Below are 21,680 nucleotides of genomic sequence, written 5' to 3' on the forward strand. Positions count from 1 at the left end.
TCCGCAATGCGGAAGGCCGTTTTTTTGTTTTTAGTTGTTCGTTATCAGTTGTCAGTTGCTCTTTCCTTATTGTCGGTTTTCCGGTGCATCCGCTCATTGGAGCACCCTGTTTCGGCATGATCGGGCACCAATCACCCATTATCCCTCCAGCGCCTTATTCGGGGCCAGGAGCATGATTTTCAGGTTGAGGCGCACCACGTCGCCCATGCTGCGGCAGCGGCTGAACTGCTGGGTGCGATGGTGCTGGTTGAGCTGCTGCTTCAGCTGCTCCACTTTCTCCGGGGGCGACACTTCGTCGTGGCGCAGGCAGTCGATAAGGTCTTTGAGGCGGCGGCGCTCCGAGCGTACCCGGCGGGCCATAAGGGTGCGCTCCTCGGTCTGGTACTGGCGGATACTCTCGGGCGTAAGCAGCTGGCCGCATAGCAGCACTACGGCTCGGTTATCCTTGAAAAACTGAGGCAGGTACATGTTCTTTTTCCCCTCGTAGCACTGCTGGTCGAAATCGATGGCCCGGACGCGGTACTGCTCATCCTCAAAATCGGGCGTCACGTCGATGACGTAGTTGTAAGCGCGCATATCACCCAACAGGCGGGCAAAGCACCGCTCATTGAATTTCACGAATTCCTTGGCAATGCGCACCTGGTTGAGATGGGGCCGCTGCAGATGCTCCCGGATAAAGTCGTCGCCGGGAATGCCGGCAATGTGCTCCTCAATCAGCGAGTCGCCGTGCACCAGGTAGTTCATGCTGTTGGGGCTGAGCAGGTGCTCCAGCTCCAGGCCGTACACGCGCGAGGCATCGGCCCGCTTCACGTAGAAGTAGTCGTAGTTGTCGTTGAGCTGGTTCACGATGCGCACCCGGAACGGGTGGCTGTTGCCGAAGCGGCAGTAATCAATCCGGTCGGCCACCAGGTGGTCGGTGAAGGATAAGTCGCCGGCGGTTTTGAGCAGGGCGTACACCTGGGCCAAGCCTTCGCTCAGCTCCCGCAGGGCCTGGGGCTCGTAGTACACCGTTTCCCAGAGCGTGTCGCGGCCCTGGCGGTTGAGCAGCGGGAAGGAACCCGTAAAGCGCGTGAGCTCCTGGTACGTCACGGGCAGGTGCGTTTCCCGGTCGTACTGATGCAGGTACTCACGCAGCCGGGGCCGGATGGCGTAGGTAATCTTCTTCTTGGAAATGAGCGTCACGGAAGGAAGCCGGAGTTGGTGGTGGTCAATAATACGACGTTCCGGTAGCACCGGAGGAGCAGCGACGTAGGCAACCCGCAAAAAATCAGCACGTCAAGCAGCCGGTTTGTACCTTCGTCTTTCGCCTTCCCAACCGTCAGGCCTGTGTCATGAAAAAACTGCTACTCACCCTTTTTATCGTGCTGTTGTGCCCGGTGTTGTCGCCGGGTTGGGGCTTTTTCGGTCACCGTACCATCACGCAGCTGGCCGTGTATTCGTTGCCTTCGTCCATGCGCGGCTTTTACTACCGCAACATGGGCAAGCTCATCAAGCTGAGCACTGCCGCCGATGAACGCCGTGACCAGGACCCGCTGGAAGCTGGCCGGCACTTCATCGACATTGACCACTACGGCGACGACCCGTTTGGCCTGATGCCCAAGGTGTGGGAGAAAGCCGTAGCCAAGTACACCGCCGACACGCTGCGCAAGTACGGTACGCTGCCCTGGGCGGTAATGGAAACCAAGGAAAAGCTCACGGAAGCCTTTAAGCAGCGTGATACTACGGCTATTCTGGTCTTATCCGCCGACCTGGGCCATTACGTGGCCGATGCCTACGTGCCGCTGCATACCACCGAGAATTACGACGGCCAGCTCACCAAGCAGGAAGGCCTGCACTCCTTGTGGGAAAGCAAGCTGCCGGAGCGCAACATCGGCAAGTACAAGCTCAACAATGAGCCTGGCCGCTATGAGAAGGACCCGCTGAAGGACATCTGGCAGGTGATTCAGGAATCGTACGGCTTCCTGGGCGACACCTTCGATAAAGAGGAAGAAGTAACCCGCAAATACACGCCCGAAACCAAGTACGTGTTCAGCCACAAGTACGGCAAAACCCGCCGCTCCTACTCTGATGCCTTTGCCGACTCCTACCACGAGAAAGTGGGCGGCGAAGTGGCGTTCCGGCTGAAGCTGGCTCCTACCATGGTAGCCTCCATGTGGATGACGGCCTGGAAAGACGCCGGCTCCCCCGACCTGGATGCCCTCATGAAAAAGGGCCCGAACAAGGAGGAAAAGGAAAAGCTGGACGCGGAGCTGGATGCCTGGAAGGATAACCTGCTGGTAGAGCAGGGCCTGCTCCTTTCGATGCAGAAAATGCAGGCCGAAGTCCGCCCCGACCTGATTAATGCCGCCCGCGACATGGCCCCGCTGCCCGCCGATGCCGAAGCCAGCAAAGCGGCTCCCACGCCCGCCGCAGCAGTGCCCGGTGCCCCGGCCGCACCGGCTGGCACTACCAAAATCAAGACGAAAACCAAGCCGGCCGATGGCCCGGTGCAAAAGGAAAAGGCCAAAACCGACAAGCCTGCCAAGACCAAGAAAAAAACCGCTTCCGATGGCTGGGACACGCCTTCGGGCTCGGGCTGGTAACCGGTAAGCTGGCAGCAACCGTACATTTGGCGTGCGGCTTCGCGGAAGCGGGGCCGCACGTCTGCGTTATCTGCCTGCTGTCCTTACCTGTCTGCCCTACCCGTATGAAGTCGTATCTGCTTTGCCTGCCGTTCCTGTGTCTGCTGCCGGCCTGCGGGCAGCGCGCCCCCGAAACGGCCGCGCCGGCTCCGCCGCCCACCGCCCCGCCGGTACCGGGCCCCGACCTCAAAGCCCTGACCGATACTACGGCCGTAGCCCTGCTGACCGCCTACGGCCGCCAGTACCCGGGCCACGAGGTGCTGCTGCAAACCCGCCACGGCAACATGCGCATCCGGCTCTATGACGATACCCCGCTGCACACGGCCAACTTCCTGCTGCTGGCGCGCAAGGGCTATTTCGACCAGACGGTGTTTAACCGGGTAGTGAAGGACTTCGCCATTCAGGGCGGCACCTCCGACCACCTGACCACGCGCCTGAATAAGTACCGCCTGCCGCCAGAAATCCGGGCCGGGCATTTCCATAAGCGCGGCGCCCTGGCCATGGCCCGCTACGACGACGAGCAGAACCCCGGCCGTCTGTCTTCCAGCCACGATTTTTACATTGTGCAGGGCAAGAAGCTCACCCCCTACGAAGCCCAGTCCAGCACCAACCGGGAGCTGACGCCCGCCCAGCTGCGCACCTACGCTACCCAGGGCGGCACCCCCAGCCTCGACGGGCAATACACCGTGTTCGGGGAGGTGGTAGAAGGCCTGGATGTCATCGACAAAATTGCTGATGAGCCCGTCGGCACCGACAACTGGCCCGTGCAGGACGTGGACATCAAGGTGAAGGTGCTGCAATAAAAACGCGGGCACGCAACGCCTGTAGTTTACCGCATCACCTCAATCAGCCGGGCGTGGTTCACGTCGCCGGGCTGCTCGTGGAGGAGTTCCAGGGCTTCGGCGCGGGAGTAGGTTTCGATGGTGGTAGAGAAAGTACCCGGGGCGGGTAGCGTGGCAGGCGGCTCAGTCACGGGCTGACGGGCAGCGGCCAGCTCCACCGCGTCGGGGCGCACTCGTTGCACGCGGTACAGGTAAAACTGCGGCTTGGCACTTCCCGGCGACTGAAACTGTACCACATACACGTCGCCCACCTGGGGTTGCTTTACCAGTTCTTGCACGTTGGGCCGGCAGGCCGTCAGTAAGGCTGCAAGCAGGCAGCTACCAAGTAAGCGGGCGTAGTTCAGCATACCGCAAGATAGCCGGCCCCGGCTCAACTGTCCACAAAAAAAGCCGACCCGAGCAATGCCCGGGTCGGCTTTTCACGTTGCTGATGTTGCTAAAAGCTAGTGGCTAACAGCTTACCAGACGCGGGCACGGTCAGCCTGCGCACGCACCATTTTGGCGTCGTCCTTGCAGCCGAAGGCCTCAAAGAACTCCGGCATATTCATGAGCGGGCCCACCGTGCGGTATTGCGCCGGCGAGTGGGGGTCCGTCATTACCTGCTGACGCAGGTACTCGGGGCGGGCATTGGTGCGCCACACCTGGGCCCAGGCCAGGAAGAAGCGTTGCTCGGGCGTGAAGCCATCAAACTTGGGGCGGGCACCGGAAGCGTACTGCTTGGCCAGCTGCTTTTCCAAAGCCGAGTAGGCCAGGGCCAGGCCACCGAAGTCGGCCAGGTTTTCACCCATGGTCAGCTTACCGTTCACGTACACCGAGTCCAGCGGCGAGAAGGCCGAGTACTGCTTGCCCACCATATCGGCGCGCTGCGTGAATTTGTCGGCATCTTCCTTGGTCCACCAGTCGCGCAGGTTGCCCTGGGCATCGTACTGGCGGCCCTGGTCGTCGAAGCCGTGGGTGATTTCGTGGCCGATTACCGCGCCCATGCCACCATAGTTCACCGCGTCGTCGGCGTTGGGGTCGAAGAACGGGGGCTGCATGATGCCGGCCGGGAACACAATTTCATTCATCGACGGGTTGTAGTAGGCATTCACCGTGGGCGGCGTCATGCCCCACTCCTGCCGGTCGATGGGCTTGCCAAACTTGCTGGCGTTGTCGTTGCTGGACCACTCCCGGGCAGCCAGCACGTTTTTCAGGTACGACTCCCGCGAAATGGTCAGGGCTGAGTAGTCCTTCCACTTATCGGGGTAGCCGATTTTCACGGTGAAGGCAGCCAGCTTCTTCTGAGCCTCGGCCTTGGTTACGTCGCTCATCCAGTCCAGCTTCTGGATGTGCTCACCCATGGCTTCCTTGATGTTGTTCACCATTTCCATGGCCTTGGCTTTGGTAGCCGGCGTGAAGGCCTTTTCTACGTACACCTGCCCGAAAGCCTCACCCAGCGCACCGTCGGTGGAGCGCAACATGCGCTTCCAGCGGGGCTGCTGCTTTTTGGCCCCCGTGAGCACCTGCGCAAACCGGAACGATTCGTCGCCGTAAGCTTTTGGCAGCGCCGAGGTGAGCGAGGTAACCAGGTGCCAGCGCATGTAGGTTTTCAGGTCGCCGATGGGCTCCTGCTTCAGCATGGTGCTAACTTCCTTGAAGAAAGCGGGCTGACCTACAATAACCGTTTTGGCGGCTCCCAGATTCATTTTGCGCAGCGTGCCGGGTACATCCAGGTTGGGGAACTGCTTGGCGGCTTCGGCCACCGTCATTTTGTTGTAGTTGGCGTTGGGGTCGCGCAGGTCCACGCGGCTTTTGCTGGCTTTGGCCAAGCGGGTTTCCACGCGCAGTACCGTGGCCGCATTTTTGGCCGCCGTAGCCTCATTATCCCCCAACATTTTGAAGGTGTTGGTGAGGTAGGTGGTGTAGGCCGCGCGGATGCCTTTGGAGCGGGCATCGTCCTTGAGGTAGTAGTCCCGGTCGGGCAGGCTCAGGCCGCCCTGAAACAGGTTTACGGCGTATTCGTCGCTTTTCTTGTCGTCCTGGCCTACGTATCCGTTGTAAAACGCACCGGTGGCAATTTTCTGGGCGTGCACAATTTCATTCTGCAGGCCTTTCAGATCCTTCACCGCGTTGACGCGGGCCAGCTCCGGCTGCAGGTATTTCAGCCCGGCCTTCTCAATAGCCATCGAGTCCATGGCCGAGGCATAGTAGTCGCCTACTTTCTGGGCGTTGGTGCCTTTGGCTGCGGTGGTGTTGGCAGCGGCCTCATCCAGAATCTGCCGCATCACGGCGTTGTTCTTATCGGCCAGCTCATTAAAAGCCCCCCAGCGCACCTCAGCGGCTGGAATAGGGTTGTTTTTCAGCCAGTTGCCGGATGCATACTGAAAGAAGTCGTCGCAGGGATTCACCGATTTATCGATGTTAGCGACGTTAAGGCCCGTACCCGCGGGGTCGGGTGCCGGGGCGGGCGTGGTCATAGTTGGCGTGGTGGTAGCAGCGGCCGTAGGTGCGGCCGTTTTGCTGGAAGCGCAGCCCGCCAGCGAGAGGCCAGCGGCCGCCAGCGCCGCCAGCTTCATATTCGTGGTACTTTTCATAGGGGGTATTAGCAGGAAAGTAGAAGGTGGGACATGAAACGGAAAGCCAAGGTAAAAGAAATTCCCCGCTGCTGGGTGGATTGGTGGTTGGGTGGTTGGGGAGGATGAGTGGTTGGGTTGCTGAATGAGCGAACGGGTAGAAAACCGTTCAACAATTCAACCATACAACAGTCCAACCACCTAACCACCCATTCAACCATTACCTTTACATCTGCAATGCCGCTCTACAACCGCCGCCCCGAGCCGGGCCTTCCTGCTACCAAAAACCTGCCGCCCGCTGCTATGCCCCTGAGCGAGCTGCTGGCCCGGGTGCGCCAGACGCTGAGTGAGCGGTTTGCCGACTCGTACTGGGTAGTGGCTGAAATTGCCGACCTCACCCTGCCCCGCTCCTACGGCGCACATTGCTACCTCACCCTCACCGACCAGCACACCACCGGCCGGGGGGCTCAGCTGAAGGCCCAGGCCCGCGCCACCATCTGGAGTGCCCGCTATCAGCAGCTGGCGGCGGCATTTGAGGAGCACACGGGCCTGACGCTGCGTACGGGCCTGAAAATTATGCTGCGCGTGCAGGTGAAGTTTCACGAGCAGTTTGGCCTGAGCCTCGATGTACTGGCCCTCGACCCCACCTACACCGTGGGCGACCTGGCCCGCCTGCGCCTCGAAACGCTGCGCAAGCTGCAGGCTCAGGATCTGCTGGAGCGCCAGAAACGCCTGACGCTGCCCCTGGGTATCCAGCGGGTGGCCGTTGTTTCCTCGCCTACGGCCGCCGGCTGGCAGGATTTCGTGCATCAGCTACAGGAAGCCCCCTACGATTTCGCTCTGACCCTCTTCCCAGCTCTGATGCAGGGTGATGACTCCCCGGCCAGCATCCGGGCGGCGCTGGACAGCATCCGGCCCCGCCGCCGGGAGTTTGACGCGGTGGTCATTATCCGGGGCGGGGGCTCCAAAACCGATTTGCTGGCCTTCGACGACTACGGCCTGGCCGCTGCGGTGGGCTCGTTTCCGCTGCCCGTGCTTACCGGCATCGGCCACGAGCGGGACGAGGCGGTGGTGGACCTGACTGCGCATATTGCCCTGAAAACCCCTACGGCCGTTGCCGCTTTCCTGATTGAGCGGCTGGCCCGACTGGAAGCGGCGCTGGAAGGCTACGGCGGCCGCATCCGGGAGCTGGCGCAGGCCCGGGTGCAGCTGGAAACGGCTCACCTCAGCCGGGTGCTTCGGCAGACGCAGGTGGCCGCCCAGACCCAGCTGCAAACCCACCGCAACACGCTGCACCAGCGCATTCGGGTGGCGGCGGCCACGCCCCGCGCCCAACTGCGACACCAGGAGCAGCAGCTTACCCGCCGCCGCCACCAGATGCACCGCGCCGCCCGCAGAGCCCTGCGGCAGCAGGAGCAGCTGCTGCGTACCCGGGGCCGGGCGCTGGCCGGCCGCTTCCGCCGCCTGCACCGCCGCCGCCGCGAGCAGCTGCTCCGGCAGCAGCACGTGGTTCAGCTGGCCGCAGTCCGGTTGCTGCACCGCGTTGAGCTGCACCTCACCCGGCTGGAAACAGCGCCGGCCGCGGGCACTGTGCGCCTGCTCACGCCCAAAGGCCGCCCCTTTGCCGGCCCGCTGCGCCCCGGCCAGGAGGTGCTGCTGCGCCTCCCCGACGCGGTGGTGCCGGCGCGCATTGGCGGGCAGCTGCCCTTGTTTCTTCCTTAAGTTTTACTCGTACCTATGTCGCCCCAAAACCTTACATACCGGCAGGCCATCGAAGAGCTGGAAACCATTCTGCGCGCGCTGGAAACCGATGCCGTGGACGTGGACGACCTCACGGCCCGCGTGCAGCGCTCCGCCGAGCTGATTCGTTTGTGCAAGCAGAAGCTCCGCTCCGCCGAATCGGCCATTGACCAGGTATTTGAAAACCTGGAAGAAGAGGAGGACGAAGAATATCCGACAGAGTAGAAGCGGAGTATTAAACTCACTTGGCGTAGGATATCTTTTATATTTGGGTTCACTTGCACCCTACTCTCTTCCCACACCTATGACCAACGACGACCTGCAACAAGCCAGCGCCTGGACGCGCAACTACCGGAACCAGCACCCCGGCGGCGTAAAGGGCCACTGCCTGTCAGCCGCGACGCTACAAGCCATTCTGAGCCAGCCCAACTGCGCGGGCGTACGCGCTTACTACGGCCTCGATGATACGGGGGCACCCAAGCTGATTCTGGTGGGCTATGATGCCAACGACAACGACATTCTGGACGGTCCGTCGGTAGCGGCCCGAGGCGCGGAAAGGCAGGAAGCTACGGGGGGCAGCAGTTTTCAGATTGATGTTAACCCGCCTCCCTGCCCCCCCTGCTGCAGCATTGACAACCCACTGAACAGCTAGTTAAGGCAACTCAATGCCTACGTGGTTCATAACCTTTTGCAAAGTAACCGACCTGCTGGTATACTGGACATTGCTGGTGCCTTTCGTCTTAGCTCATCGGCGCCGTACGCAGCTTACGGGTGGGTTGGTTACGTTGCGTTTTGTGCCACTGTTTCTGTTTGTTATCTATTGCCTCATGCAGGTTGCTATTGCCCTATGGCAGTATAACCTGCCATTGGTTCATCTGAATACTATCGGTGAAGCGCTGCTTTATATGAAAGTATATCATGATGAGTTTGTAGACGAGAAAACGAAACGCTCTATCCGCGTCATTGCCGTAATATTCCTTGTGTTTGCAGCGCTGGATTCCTTTTGGCTGGAAGGGTTTGGGCGCATCAATTCTTACACCAACCTGGCCGAGAGTATCATCATCATCAGCCTGGGGCTACTCTACTTTGAACGCACCTTAATCGGCAGGCGTCGTACTCAGCTTCAGAGGGTTCCGTTGTTTGTGGCTACCATCGGCATTATTCTGTACCTCTCGGGTACGGTGGTATTATACTTGGCCACCAACCACTTTATTCAGCTCAATGACGAGTATAACACCCGGCTCATGTACTTAATCAACTCGGTACTGGTGCTCGTGCTGGGGCTACTGTTTTCACGCGCTTTCATACTGGTCAAGCCGCAACCTCAACCACATACATTGTCTGCACGGTAGCGCTTCCAGTACCTTGAACATTTTATATTTTTAATTTTTACACTAAAGCTCCTAATAACAAGTAAACAACCGCTTTATGATTGGTTATGTAGTATTTAATGACCCTTATTCAACTTTGCATTACATCTAATAATTATGATATTTCACCTAGCTTACTCACCTATTCACTTTACCTACATTCCTGCATGTCCCTCACACCTACCGACGGCGAGTTCATTGACCTGAACGATGCCAAATCCTACACCAAATCATTCCGGGAAACGTATTCCGGCCAGTCGAAAGCACAGTTCTTCGGCACTGCCAACCTGAAAGACATTACCGACCAGGAAGACTGCGTTGGCATTCGTATTTACAACGCCATTGTGAACGGGCAGACCTGCTACGTGCTGGTAGGCGCTACCGCCAGCGGCGACGACCTCGCCAACGGGCTGCTACTGGCCTGCGGTCCGGTTTGCCCGGGTGTCTGCGACACAAGCAGCCCGCTCTATTCCTGAGCTGGCCCGCAACCAGGAAAGCCTCATCGGAACCCGGTGAGGCTTTTTTGCTATCAACGGGTATTTTTCCGGATATTCGCTGCCCTCACGTGTACGCCGGCTTCAGTGAATCATTCTCTACTTTATCTGGGAATATCAACCGACTTCATCCTCCGGTTTTCCAAGCTTCTGGGCGTGGCGGCATCATTCACCAGCCTGATACCGGCATGGTACGGCATCCGGCGCTGGCAGCAGCTTACGCCTGCCATACGCTATATCGCCTGGTTTGTCATCGTGCCCGGCGCAGTGCTGGGTATCGGGGCTGAGGTAGGCCGCTGGGTCTTTCGCTACAATCTGGTTATCCTGTCTGCTGTCACGCTTTGCGAGACGGTGCTGCTGGCGGGGGCCTACGCGCGGGCTCTGCACTCGCCCAGAATACGCTGGTGGTTTAAAAGGGCCGTCGGGCTTTTCCTGCTGGTAGCGTGCGTAGAGACGGGCTTATCGGTACATTTCAGCAGGCCCATCAATAATTACAGCCATTTTCTCCAGACGTTTATCTGCATCGGGCTGGCATTTGCGTATTTCGAGCAGCTACTGCGGGAGTTGCCCAACATTCATCTGGAGCGGGACCCCATGTTTCTGGTGAGTGTGGGAGTCTGCCTGTATTACACCGGCAGCATCACTATTTTCATGCTGGAGCCCTACATGCAGAAACAGCATACTACCCTGCAGCTTTGGATAATGTTTATTATTCAGTCGGCCCTATACATGTTGCTGAATGGCTTTATTATGCTGGCCTTACACTACGAAGGGCACGTTGCCCAGCGGCAACGGCTCCTGTAATCGGGGTGAGCCGGTTGGGTGTTTACGCGTTATTTTGTTTATTGCTGAAATACTATAACACAATCCTTACTGCGCTACCGGCTACGCCGGCTGCTTCCCGATGAATAGTTGGCTGTTTCCTGTGTTGCTGGCTACGCCGGTGCTGCTTTTGCTGGCGCTGGGCATTGTGGGCTTTGTGCTGCGCTATCAGCGGCGGCTGCTGCGCCAGCAGGAAGAAATGCGCCAGATGCACGAAAATGCCCAGCAGCAAGCCCTGGAAGCCGCTCTGCTGGCGCAGGAGGAGGAGCGCCGCCGCATTGCCGCCGACCTGCACGATGGGGTGGGCACTACGCTGGCCATTGTAAAGCTGCACCTGAATACCCTCAACCAGCCCGACCTCACTGGGGAAGCCACCATTCTGCTGGACCAGGCTATTAACGAAGTACGCCGTATTTCGCGCAACCTGCTGCCGGCGGCGCTGCAGAAGTTCGGGCTGTCGTTTGCGCTGGAAGCCCTGGCCCGCACCATGCCGGCCGATGGCCCCACCCACGTGGAAGTAGAGCAGCACGGCACCCCCCGCCGCCTCGACCCCAAGCAGGAACTGATTGTGTACCGGGTGGTGCAGGAGCTGCTGGGCAACGGCCTGCGCCACGCTCACGCCAGCCTGATTCGTATTGAGGTGGAGTATGGTCCCGATTTTATGGCCCTGCGCTACTCCGATAACGGCGTGGGCTTTGACCCCACCGTGCCGGACCAGCCACCGCTACCCGGCACCCGCACCGGCCTGGGACTCACCAACCTACGCAGCCGGGTAGGCGTATTACGCGGAACCCTCCGCCACGAATCGGCGCCGGGACAGGGCACCCAGGTTTGGATTTCCTTGCCCCTGCCGTATCTTGTTACCAACCAGGCTACTAGCCTCTCCTTTGCATGAGCACTCCTTCCATTCGCTTGGCTGTCGTCGACGACCATATTCTCTTTCGAAAAGGCCTGCGGGCGCTCATCAGCGGTTTTCCGGGTATGGAAGTGCTGTTTGAAGCCGGCGACGGGCAGGAGCTGCTGGAACGGCTGGATCAGGGCACCGTACCGGATGTGATTCTGATGGACCTGCAGATGCCGGTGCTGGATGGCCTGCAAACCGTACGGCTGCTGCGGGCTCAGTACCCGCAGGTACGATCTATCATCATTTCCATGCACGATGAGCCGGAGCTGATTGACTCCCTGCGGGCCGAAGGTGCCCACGGCTATCTGCTCAAAAATGCCAGCCCCGAAGAAGTGCTGGGCGCCATTCAGCAGGCCGTTGATACCAGCCCCGGCTCCGGTACGGCGTGGGCCATTCTGAAGGCTTCGTTCTGACCGGTTAGCCAGGCACCCAAACAAACCAATACTTACCCTGCGACTACAAAAAAGCCCTTCCCGCATACACGGGAAGGGCTTTTTTGTAGCATATTATTCAACCGGGCTACAGGCCCACCGACATACCGATGGTGAACGTGCGGCCTTTGTTGAAGAAAGCCTGCAGCAGGTTGGGGTCTACCACGTTGCTGCTGTTGCGGTTCGATACATCCGTGAAGTAGTACTGGTTCAGCACGTTCAGCACGGAAGCCCGGAAACCTACGCGTACCTTCTCGTGGTACATAGGGCGCAGGTCGTAACCAAAGTGCATGTCCACGTTCTTGCTGGTGGGCAGGCGGTAGGCATCGGTGCGGGAGTTTTCCTCCAGGATGCTTTCGGGGTTGAAGGCCGCATAGTATTTCGAGAATACCAGCAGGGAAGGCCGCACGTAGAAGCCCCGGATGGGCTCGTAGCGCAGGCCCAGCTGGAATTGGTTCTGGGCAGCATCCCCCACGTGTACGCCATCCAGGTACACTGGCTGATCCACGGGGTTCACCTGAACGCCGGCTTCCGTTACCTGGTTCAGCAGGCCTTTGCCCGTCCAGCGCCAGTCGCCGATGGCAATGGCGGCATTCAGCTGCAGGCTGCGGCTGATTTCCTGGGCTACGCTCATTTCCACGCCCATGTGGCGGGCATTCACGTTGCGCACCGTGTTGTACACAATGTCGGAGCCGTTGTTGGTGACAGAGTTGCTGCTCTTGTTGGCCCACAGAATGTAGTACGCGTTCAGCGTGGCCTTCAGGCTGGGGTAGCTAATGCCGTACCCCAGCTCTACCGACGTGATACCTTCGGGCTTCACATTGCGGTACAGCACGCCCTGCGCGTTATACACCTGGTTGAAGAACGGCACCTTGCTGTTGTAGCCGACGTTCATGAACAGGTTATTCCGCTCCGTTACGTTGTAGTTGGCACCGGCTTTCAGGCTGTAACCCGTGAAATCGGCCCAGGGCGTTTCCAGGAAATGCCCGTCGGCGGCCGTGTACGTCTGCCCGTTGATGGTCTGGGTCTGGTTAAAAGCCACGTCGTAGCTCTGGCCATCCACCGTTACCTGCTTGGGCCGGAAGTAGTCGATGCGCTTGTAGCGGATTTCCGATACAGTGCCGCTCACCACCGCCGACAGTACCGGCGTTTTGTACTCCAGCTGCGCGTAGCCGCCCAGCCACTGGGTTTTGCCATCGTAGTTGAAGCCGATTTTATCCCCCTTGTACAGCTTGGTCGTTGGGTCGATGTTACGGTCACCCGCGTTGGTGATGCTGGTGTTCAGGTAGGTGTGGTCGCCGCCCAGCAGGTCGCGCACCTCGCGGTAGTGCAGGCCCTTGTACAGGCGCCCATCCACCCCCGCCGACAGGGTAATTTTGTCGCCGAGTGAGTAGTCGGCTCCCACTACGCCGCCGTACCAGCGGTGGCTGTTCACGCTGTTTACCAGAAACTGCGAAGAGCGCCGCGTGGGGTTTTTGCTCAGGTCGTAGTTGTTCTCGTAAATCCGCTGGAAGTCCGTCTGCAGCGTCGTGGAATTCTGCAGAATGGTCCCAGAGTTGGCCGAGGTCAGGCCGCTGACCCCGCCCCCGTTGCCAAACGAGGCATAGGCCACCGCGCTGATGAACAGCTTGCTGTTCACCTGCCAGTAGTCGTTGAGGTTGATCTGGGGCTTGTGGTAGTAGTTGCTCCGCTCGTTCAGGGTTTCTTCACCCTGATACACCTTATTGCCGCTGGCATCAGTAGTATAGCGGTTCAGCTTTCCCCAGTACGGGTTGAACTGGAACCCTCTGTTGCCGTTGGCCAGCGGTGCCGCGCCAATTTCCTGCGCCTTCTCGGTGGAGAACAGGCCTACCTGCTGGGCAAAGATGCGCTGCCCGTGGCTTTGCGGGGAGCCCAGCCCGGTGAGGGACAGGCGGTGGTTGCCCAGCTTCTTGCTGATGTTGCCGAAGTACGTCCAAGCATCGTCGAAGGCGTGGTCCACCCACCCATCGGAAGTGCGGCGGGAGCCGTAGAACGTGAAGGCCCAGTCGCCTTTCCGCATACCGCTGCTCAGCATCAGGGAGTATTTCTGGTAGTTGTTGGAGCCGGTTTCGATGCGGGCCAGAGCTGCTTTCTTATCATCGAAGCCCCTGGTAAGCACGTTGATGGTACCGCCCACGGAAGGCACCGATATTTTAGAAGCCGAGAGGCCGCGCTGCACCTGCAGGCTCTTGGTTACGTCGCCCAGGTCCCAGTTCGACCAGAATACCTGGCCGGTTTCCATGTCGTTGACGGGTACACCGTTCACCAGCACGGCCACGTTGCGCTGGTCGAAGCCCCGGATGTTGATGCGCGAGTCGCCGGTGCCGCCGCCGCCCTGGGTGGCGTACACGCCGGGCGTCTCGTTGAGAATCATCGGCAGGTCACGGTTCGAGAGGGTTTCGCGCAGCTTCACCTCATTCACGGCCGCAAATGCCACCGGAGTGGAGCGCTCTACGGCTACCCCCAGCGAGCCAACTACCTGCACCTCGTTAAGAGTAGCGTTGTCGGAGGTGAGGCTGAAGGTGGCCGTGGTGTTCTGGTTGTTCACCGTTACCTGCTGCTCCAGCACTTTGTAGCCGATAAAGGAAGCCCGCACCGTGTACGTGCCCGATTTCAGACCGGGTACGCTGTAGGAGCCGTTTTCCTCGGCACCGCCCCCGGTGTTTACCCCATTCCCGACTACCTGCACGGTAGCCCCCGGCAAAGCCTCGCCCGTCAGTTTGTCCAGCACGCGCCCTTTGATGGAATACGTGGCCTGAGCCACCGCTCCCACCGAAGTAGTCATTAGAACTCCAGCAAGTAAAAAATGCTTCATGAAAAAGGGAAATACGACCCGCAAAGGAAATTAAGGGTGTAAAGGTACGGGTTTGAGAGATAGTGCGTAAGCGGGGTGAGCGGGTTATTTGTCTACTTATTTTTTGATATTTTCAGCCTCCTTTCTATCCCCCGGCCGGGTACCAGAGCAACCTGCCCGGCTTTTCCTTCTGTACTTTTTATGCGCTATCTGATAGCTGCCTGTGGCCTTACATTGTGGCTCAGTTCCGCCACGCTGGCCCAAACCGTCGAAATTTCCCTGACCGGCCAGGTTTTGGCCCCGGTTGCCGTACCGTTTCATTTTGAGCGTCTGGTAGATGCCCGCCCCGACCGCAGCCGCCTGGGCAAGGTGTACCGCGGCCTGGATAACCGGCCGGTATCGGCCAATTTCAGCCAACCGTTATCAGATGAGCTTACCCCACTGCTTCGGCAGGCCCTGCCTGCCGGCCCGGCTACCCGGCCGTTGCTGGTGCGCATCCATACGCTGAGCATCGGCGAAACCATCCGGCCCACCTCCGAAACCGCCGAGGCCGAGCTGGTGCTGGACTTTCTGGAACCTGTTGGCCCGGATGGATACCGGGTACTGCTCAGCACCGGGGATATGCTGGAAAACAAAGGTGTGGACGTTACCCGTCGCCACGCCGCCAATATTCAGAAGCTGCTGGAGCAGAGCGTGCGGCAGCTCAGCACCCTGCCCGCTGCCCCGCCAACCGGCACCCCAACCCTAACGTGGGAGCAGGTGCAGACCGGACAGGATGGTGCCGCTACCGTGCGCTATGCCGTACAAACCGGCCCGCCCCAGAAAGGTGTGTATCGCACCTTTGAGGAGTTCCGCAATAATGCGCCCGGTGGTGCAGAGGGGCCTTTTGAGATTGAGAAAACCGCCCGGCGCAAAAAAGAGTGGGCCGGCACCGACGACATTCAGCCTTACTACCTGTACCTGGATGCTCAGCACCCCAAGCGGCCCATAACCAAAGCCTGGGGCATCAGCGACGGACAGACGATGTACATCCGTTACCGCAACCATTACTTCCCGCTGGAGACGGCCGGCGCTGACTACGCGTTTACCGGTTTCCGCAACCCCGAGCCCGACGAAATGATGACCCGGGCGGTAATGGGCTCGGCGTTTGGCCTGGCCGGGGCCGCGTTGGCGGCTGCTACGCTGCCCGATGGCAGCACTCCGCAACGGTATGAGCTGCACCTTACCACCGGCCGCGTGGTAGCCCGCTCCGTGCCCACCATCGGGGCCGATGGATTTGCGCGGGAGGATACGGCGGCCGTGTACGTGTACCGTCGCCCGGATAGTCGGCCAGATCAACCGATTACCGTGCTGGTTGGCGGCCGCAACGTGGGTGAGCTGCTCCCGGGCAGCTACCTGGCTCTGAGCTGGCGGGACCGGCGCAGCGAAATGACCCTGTGTGCCCGTGGACCAAAAGAGCAGTGCAAATCATTTGTGCCAGATTTCTCTACTACAACTTATCTTGAGTGCAGCTTCACGAGCGGAACTGAGGATGCCCCTGCTTTCTCAGTTGTCCCGGCGAAGGAGGGTATTTTCTATCTGAAGAAGTTTCGTGCCAGGCAGCGGGCCAGATAGGTGCCTGCGACAGACACACAGCCGATGCCGCGCGAAAATTCCTTACCCTAGCTCAGTGCTGGGGTCCCAGAAGCGGGTTTTGAAATCCTGCACCTGGTCGTCCTGCACGGGTACGCCCTCGGCCTCCAGGGCCGCCTGCATGGCCGTGGGGGTAGCAAAATGCTGCTTACCGGTAAGCAGGCCGTTGCGGTTGATAACGCGGTGGGCAGGCACGTACTCGTTGGCTGTATGAGCGGCCATCATGGCCCAACCTACCATGCGCGCGCCGTGCCGTGCCCCCAGGTAATGGGCAATGGCACCGTAGGTAGTCACGCGCCCCTCGGGCACCAGCCGCACCACCTCGTGCACGTCCTGGAAAAAGTTGCGGTGCGCTTCGGTGGGGTTGCGGGGGATGGACACAGTGGTGAGTTTGTGAGATGGTGAGTTTAACGTTCTGCCAGACTTGAATGTGCAAGTAGCGCAAGCGGAATAGCAAACTCACTATTTCATCATCTCACAATTTCACTGCCCCTTGCTGCCGCGCAACCCGGCGGTGTTTTCTGTGTCTTACCCCCATCATTCCCCTCTGGCTGCGGCGTCAACCAAAACCCGCTGGTTCGCGTTGTGGCAGTTGCTCCCATTCTTTTGCTCCCGAATGGGATTCCACCCGAAGTACCTCCATGCAAACCCAGGAACACCCTACCCCCGACGTAACCGAAACCCGCTCCGGTAGTACCGGCCGCCGCATCCTCTGGCTGCTGGTGGCGCTGGCCGTGGTGGGTGCGCTGGCGTTTATCAAGATAAAATACTTCCCCTCGCAAAGCCCCGACGCCAAAGGTGGCGGTGGTAAAGGCGCGGCAGGTGGTGGTAAAGGCGGCCCCGGCGGACCAGGAGGTAAAGGCGGCGGCCAGAAGCTGCCGGTGCAGGTGTACGTGGTGAAGGCCACCAGCCTAGCCGATGAAGTTGCCGCCACAGGCTCCATCCTGGCCGAAGAATCGGTGGTAATCAAAAGTGAAATTTCGGGCAAGATTACCAGCCTCAACATCCGGGAAGGTCAGCCGGTAAGCAAGGGCCAGCTGTTGCTGAGCATTAACGCCGACGAAATCCAGGCCGCTTTGCGCAAGCAGGAATACAACATCAAGTTGTTCCGCGACCAGGAAAAGCGCCAGCGCACGTTGCTGGATAAGGAATACATCAGCGCCCAGGAGTATGAGCAGGCCAACAATCAGCTGCTCACCGCCCAAGCCGATTTGCAGTCGTTGCGGGCTTCACTGGCCAAAGCGTACGTGCGGGCTCCGTTTGCCGGCGTGCTGGGCCTGACCACCGCCACGGTAGGTACCTACGTGAGCCCCGGAGCCGAAATCACCACGCTTTCCAAGGTGAAGCCAGTAAAAATCAACTTCACGGTGCCCAGCCGTTTCTCCAGCCTGGTGCGCACCGGCGACCCGATTACCATCACCGATGAGGCCTCGAACAAGAAGTACGAAGCCAAGGTGTACGCCCTCGACCCGCAGATTGACCCCGTGAGCCGCACCCAAACCGTGCGGGCCCGCTACGCCAATACCAACAATGAGCTGCGCCCCGGCGCTTTCGTGAAGGTGAATCTGCAGCTGGGCCAGACTTCTGACGCTCTGCAGGTGCCTACCGAGGCCGTTATTCCGGAAGCCAGCGGCTACAGCGTATACACAGTGCAGCAGGGCAAAATGGTGCCGAAGAAGGTGAAAATCGGGGTGCGCTCGGACCGCCTTATCCAAATTACCGACGGCCTGGCCGTGGGTGATTCCGTGATTCGTACCGGCATTCTGCAAGTGAAGCCGGGGGATGCCGTGAAAGTCCAGCCCAGCAGCCGATAACTGAATATGGCCCCTCCCATTCTGTCCGTTTCCTTACCTGAAGTAAGTATTCGACCGGCTAGCTCAGCCGATGCTGAGGCACTGGCAGACTTGATAGCGGAGCTAGACTACCCCACCGCTCCGGCGCTGATTCAAACCCGCCTTGAGGAGCTTACAGCGGCTGGTGACCAACTGCTGGTAGCGGAATATCAGGCCCAGGTGATTGGGATGATTCATTTGCATCGGATGCATTTTCTGCACCGTGCCCCCGATGGTCGCGTTGTGACGTTGGGGGTATTAGCCGCTTACCGCAACCAGCAGATTGGGGCCAAACTGCTAGCTGCGGCCGAACACCAGTTTCAGCACGAGGGTTGTGGCCGCGTTGAGGTTACCAGCGGCTTCCCCCGGGAAGCTGCTCATCGGTTTTACCAGCGGGCGGGCTACGAGCCTCAATCCCGCCGCTTTGTGAATGTGTTGCCCCGGTAGGTTCTTCTCTATCCGCGACGCCTCCCGCCTACTCTTAACTTTTACTCCATGAGCTTATCCTCCACCAGTATCAACCGCCCGGTTCTCGCCATTGTGATGAGCCTGGTGATTGTGATTTTCGGGGTCATCGGCTTCCGGTACCTGAGTGTGCGCGAATACCCGAGCGTGGACCCGCCCATCATCACCGTATCGGCTAGCTACACCGGGGCCTCGGCCGACGTGATGCAGGGCCAGGTGACGGAGCCGCTGGAAGAAGCCCTCAACGGCATCCAGGGCATCAAAAACCTGACCTCCAACTCCCGCGACGGCCGCACCCAGATTACGGTGGAGTTTGACCTCGACGCCGACCTGGAAACCGCCGCCAACGACGTGCGCGACAAGGTGTCGGGGGCGCAAGGTCGGCTGCCGCGCGACATCGACCCGCCCATCGTGAGCAAGGCCAACGCCGACTCCCAGCCCATTGTCATGACCTACCTCAGCTCCAGCCAGCGCAACCTGCTGGAGCTGACCGACTACGCCAACAACACCCTGAAAGAGCGCCTCCAGACGATTCCGGGCGTATCGGAGGTGCGGGTGTACGGGGAGCGGAAGTACTCCATGCGCCTGTGGCTGGACCCGGTGAAGCTCTCGGCCCTGCGGGTAAGCCCCGTGGACGTGCAGCAGGCCCTCACCCGCGAAAACGTGGAGCTGCCCAGCGGCGCGGTGCAGGGCCAGGCCACCCAGCTCACGCTGCGCACCATGGGCCGCCTGAGTTCGGTGGAGGACTTCAACAATCTGATTATCCGCAAGGACGAATCCTCGCTGGTGCGGCTCTCGGATATCGGCTACGCGGAGCTGTACCCCGAAAACGACCAGACCATCTTCAAGGTAAACGGCGTGCCGATGGTGGGCTTGGCAGTTATTCCGCAGCCAGGCTCCAACCAGATTGATATTGCCGACGAGTTCAACAAGCGCATCGAGCTCTACGGCAAGGATTTGCCTAAAGACCTAGTGCTTAAGCCGGGCTTCGACAACTCGGTGTTCATCCGCAAATCCATCAACGAGGTGGAGCACACCATCATCGAGGCCTTCGTGCTGGTGGTGGTGATTATCTTTCTGTTCCTGCGCGACTGGCGCTCCACTATCATTCCGGTGGTGGCCATTCCGGTGTCGTTGGTGGGTATTTTCTTCGTGATGTACCTGATGAACTTCTCCATCAACGTGCTCACGCTGCTGGCCGTGGTGCTGGCCATTGGCCTGGTAGTGGACGACGCTATTGTGGTGCTGGAGAACATCTACTCCCGCATTGAGGAGGGCGAGGACCCCAAGACGGCCGCCATTAAGGGCTCCGAGGAAATTCTGATGGCCGTTGTGAGTACCACCATTGTGCTGGCGGCGGTGTTCCTGCCGGTGGTGTTCCTCACGGGCATCACGGGTCGCTTGTTCCGCGAGTTTGGTATTGTGGTGGCCGGCTCGGTGCTGATTTCGGCGTTTGTGTCCCTGACGCTCACGCCCATGATGTGCTCGGTGCTGCTCAAGCGCGAGGAAAAGCACAACTGGTTTTACCGCAAAACCGAGCCATTCTTCGAGAAGATGATTGGCGGCTACAAAGAGAGCCTCGAAACCTTCCTGCGCAACCGATGGCTGGCTTGGCTGGTGGTGGCGGGTACGGGCGTGGGCATCTGGTACTTCATGGGCGCCATTCCCTCGGAACTGGCCCCGGTGGAGGACCGCAGCCGTATCAACCTGAACGCCACTGGCCCCGAGGGCGCCTCGTTTGAGTTCATGGATGCCTACATGGCCCAGCTCACTAAAATGGCTATGGACTCGGCCGGGGAGCAGAATCTGAGCAGCGTGTTTGCCGTGACGTCGCCGGGCTTTGGGGGCGGCTCCAACTCGGGTACGGCCCGGGTGCTGCTGCTGGAGGCCGATAAGCGCCCCCTGCCCCAGCCCGCCATTGCCGATAAGCTGAGCGCGGGCGTGAAGAAGCTTTCCGCCGCCCGCACTTCCGTGAGCCAGGACCAGAGCATTGGCGGCGGGGGCGGCGGCCTGCCGGTGCAGTTCGTTATCCAGACGCAGGACTTCGACAAGCTGCGCACGGCCGTGCCCAAGTTCCTGGATGCCGCCCGCCAAGACCCCACCTTCCAGTTCGTGGACGTGAACCTGAAGTTTAACAAGCCCGAGCTGCGCGTGAACATCGACCGGGAAAAGGCCCAGAGCCTGGGCGTGTCGGTGCAGAGCATTTCGCAGACCTTGCAGTCGGGCCTGAGCGGGCAGCGCTACGGCTACTTTATCCGGGAGGGCAAGCAGTACCAGATTATCGGGCAGGTGGCCCGCGAAGACCGGAGCCAGCCGCTGGACGTGCGGCTGCTGTCAGTGAAAAACGCCGATGGGGAGCTGATTCAGCTGGATAACGTGATTCGGCTGGTGGAAAGCAGCACCCCTCCCCAGCTCTACCGCTTCAACCGCTACAACTCGGCCACCTTCTCGGCCTCGCTGGCCCCCGGCCGCACCCTCGGCGACGGTATTGCCGCCATGCAGGCCATTGCCGACAAAAACCTCGACGACACGTTCAGCACCGAGTTGGCTGGCTCCTCCCGCGACTTCCAGGAAAGCTCCAGCAGCCTCGTGTTTGCCTTCGGGCTGGCCCTGGTGCTGATTTACCTGGTGCTGGCCGCCCAGTTCGAGAGCTTCCGCGACCCGGTGATTATTATGGTGACGGTGCCGCTGGCCCTTTCTGGCGCGTTGCTCAGCCTGTGGTACTTCAACCAGACGCTCAACCTGTTCTCGCAAATCGGCATTATTATGCTGGTAGGGCTGGTAACCAAAAACGGTATCCTTATCGTGGAATTTGCCAACCAGCAGGTAGAAAACGGCAAGGACTACATGACCGGCCTGATTGAGGGCGCTACGGCCCGCTTCCGCCCCATCCTGATGACCTCGCTGTGCGCCATTTTGGGCATTCTGCCTATTGCGGTGGCTACCGGCGCGGGCGCGCTCAGCCGCCGGGCCATGGGCATCGGGGTAGTGGGCGGCCTGTTTTTCGCCACGGCCCTTACCCTGTACGTAGTGCCGGTTATGTATTCCTACTTCGCTACGGCCAAAAAGCACAAGCACGCCGAAACCGAAGACAAAGCCGTGGCCGCCTAAAAGCCGGAGTTTCCTGCTTTTTCCGCCGCGTCCTTTTCAGCTGTTGATT

At 59.9% G+C, this 21,680-nt stretch carries 19 protein-coding genes; 14 read left to right on the top strand and 5 right to left on the bottom strand.

What is annotated here, in order from left to right:
- Positions 1-138: 138 nt before the first annotated feature.
- The gene (locus tag EI291_RS11110; RefSeq protein ID WP_125419903.1) at positions 139-1,182 is read right to left on the bottom strand and encodes a hypothetical protein; all 1,044 of its coding nucleotides are present in this window, start codon (positions 1,180-1,182) and stop codon (positions 139-141) included.
- 149 nt (positions 1,183-1,331) lie between these two features.
- On the opposite strand from EI291_RS11110, the gene EI291_RS11115 reads away from it, so the two are divergent.
- Both EI291_RS11115 and EI291_RS11120 read left to right on the top strand, forming a co-directional pair.
- The gene (locus EI291_RS11115; protein ID WP_125419904.1) at positions 1,332-2,582 is read left to right on the top strand and encodes a zinc dependent phospholipase C family protein; all 1,251 of its coding nucleotides are present in this window, start codon (positions 1,332-1,334) and stop codon (positions 2,580-2,582) included.
- Between the two features lie 104 nt (positions 2,583-2,686).
- Positions 2,687-3,424: a peptidylprolyl isomerase gene (locus tag EI291_RS11120; RefSeq protein ID WP_125419905.1), complete on the top strand. Its 738-nt coding sequence runs from the start codon at positions 2,687-2,689 to the stop codon at positions 3,422-3,424.
- A gap of 26 nt (positions 3,425-3,450) precedes the next feature.
- On the opposite strand, the gene EI291_RS11125 is transcribed toward EI291_RS11120, so the two are convergent.
- Together EI291_RS11125 and EI291_RS11130 are read right to left on the bottom strand one after the other, a co-directional pair.
- Positions 3,451-3,810 carry a hypothetical protein gene (locus EI291_RS11125; protein ID WP_125419906.1) on the bottom strand — a complete coding sequence of 120 codons (360 nt, stop codon included), beginning with the start codon at positions 3,808-3,810 and terminating at the stop codon, positions 3,451-3,453.
- Positions 3,811-3,921: 111 nt separating this feature from the next.
- A complete protein-coding gene (locus EI291_RS11130) occupies positions 3,922-6,036 on the bottom strand; it encodes a M13 family metallopeptidase (RefSeq protein WP_240635512.1) in 2,115 nt (704 codons plus the stop codon).
- 216 nt (positions 6,037-6,252) lie between these two features.
- Between EI291_RS11130 and xseA the strand changes: the two genes are divergently transcribed.
- The 8 genes from xseA (at position 6,253) to EI291_RS11170 (ending at position 11,758) form a co-directional block, all read left to right on the top strand.
- Entirely contained in the window at positions 6,253-7,737 is a 1,485-nt protein-coding gene (gene xseA, locus EI291_RS11135) for an exodeoxyribonuclease VII large subunit (protein WP_125419907.1), read from the top strand.
- Positions 7,738-7,752: 15 nt separating this feature from the next.
- The gene (gene xseB, locus EI291_RS11140; protein ID WP_125419908.1) at positions 7,753-7,980 is read left to right on the top strand and encodes an exodeoxyribonuclease VII small subunit; all 228 of its coding nucleotides are present in this window, start codon (positions 7,753-7,755) and stop codon (positions 7,978-7,980) included.
- A 79-nt stretch (positions 7,981-8,059) separates the two neighbouring features.
- Positions 8,060-8,407: a hypothetical protein gene (locus tag EI291_RS11145; RefSeq protein WP_125419909.1), complete on the top strand. Its 348-nt coding sequence runs from the start codon at positions 8,060-8,062 to the stop codon at positions 8,405-8,407.
- A gap of 175 nt (positions 8,408-8,582) precedes the next feature.
- Entirely contained in the window at positions 8,583-9,107 is a 525-nt protein-coding gene (locus tag EI291_RS11150) for a hypothetical protein (RefSeq protein WP_125419910.1), read from the top strand.
- Between the two features lie 185 nt (positions 9,108-9,292).
- Positions 9,293-9,601, top strand: coding sequence for a hypothetical protein (locus tag EI291_RS11155; protein WP_125419911.1), 309 nt, complete (start codon positions 9,293-9,295; stop codon positions 9,599-9,601).
- Between the two features lie 105 nt (positions 9,602-9,706).
- Positions 9,707-10,423, top strand: coding sequence for a hypothetical protein (locus tag EI291_RS11160; RefSeq protein WP_148103401.1), 717 nt, complete (start codon positions 9,707-9,709; stop codon positions 10,421-10,423).
- A 100-nt stretch (positions 10,424-10,523) separates the two neighbouring features.
- Entirely contained in the window at positions 10,524-11,336 is an 813-nt protein-coding gene (locus tag EI291_RS11165) for a sensor histidine kinase (RefSeq protein ID WP_125419913.1), read from the top strand.
- Entirely contained in the window at positions 11,333-11,758 is a 426-nt protein-coding gene (locus EI291_RS11170; protein WP_125419914.1) for a response regulator, read from the top strand. The genes EI291_RS11165 and EI291_RS11170 overlap by 4 nt, the downstream gene beginning before the upstream one ends.
- 106 nt (positions 11,759-11,864) lie before the next feature.
- Here the strand turns inward: EI291_RS11170 and EI291_RS11175 are convergent, their stop codons facing one another.
- On the bottom strand, positions 11,865-14,582 hold the full coding sequence (locus EI291_RS11175; protein WP_170172604.1) for a TonB-dependent receptor: 2,718 nt from the start codon (positions 14,580-14,582) through the stop codon (positions 11,865-11,867).
- Between the two features lie 210 nt (positions 14,583-14,792).
- Here EI291_RS11175 and EI291_RS11180 point away from each other — a divergent pair, with 210 nt between their 5' ends.
- Positions 14,793-16,205: a hypothetical protein gene (locus EI291_RS11180; RefSeq protein WP_125419916.1), complete on the top strand. Its 1,413-nt coding sequence runs from the start codon at positions 14,793-14,795 to the stop codon at positions 16,203-16,205.
- Positions 16,206-16,247: 42 nt separating this feature from the next.
- Here the strand turns inward: EI291_RS11180 and EI291_RS11185 are convergent, their stop codons facing one another.
- Complete coding sequence (locus EI291_RS11185; RefSeq protein WP_240635513.1) at positions 16,248-16,604, bottom strand: MGMT family protein; 357 nt, start codon at positions 16,602-16,604, stop codon at positions 16,248-16,250.
- A 260-nt stretch (positions 16,605-16,864) separates the two neighbouring features.
- Between EI291_RS11185 and EI291_RS11190 the strand changes: the two genes are divergently transcribed.
- The 3 genes from EI291_RS11190 to EI291_RS11200 are packed head-to-tail and all read left to right on the top strand — an operon-like array spanning position 16,865 to position 21,631.
- Positions 16,865-18,037 (top strand): efflux RND transporter periplasmic adaptor subunit, encoded by a 1,173-nt coding sequence (locus tag EI291_RS11190; protein WP_125419917.1) that lies wholly within the window; start codon positions 16,865-16,867, stop codon positions 18,035-18,037.
- A 6-nt stretch (positions 18,038-18,043) separates the two neighbouring features.
- On the top strand, positions 18,044-18,502 hold the full coding sequence (locus EI291_RS11195; RefSeq protein ID WP_125419918.1) for a GNAT family N-acetyltransferase: 459 nt from the start codon (positions 18,044-18,046) through the stop codon (positions 18,500-18,502).
- Positions 18,503-18,550: 48 nt separating this feature from the next.
- Positions 18,551-21,631, top strand: a complete 3,081-nt coding sequence (locus EI291_RS11200; protein ID WP_125419919.1) for an efflux RND transporter permease subunit — start codon at positions 18,551-18,553, stop codon at positions 21,629-21,631.
- Positions 21,632-21,680: the final 49 nt, after the last annotated feature.

It is taken from the genome of Hymenobacter rigui, assembly GCF_003944715.1.
Lineage (GTDB): Bacteria > Bacteroidota > Bacteroidia > Cytophagales > Hymenobacteraceae > Hymenobacter > Hymenobacter rigui.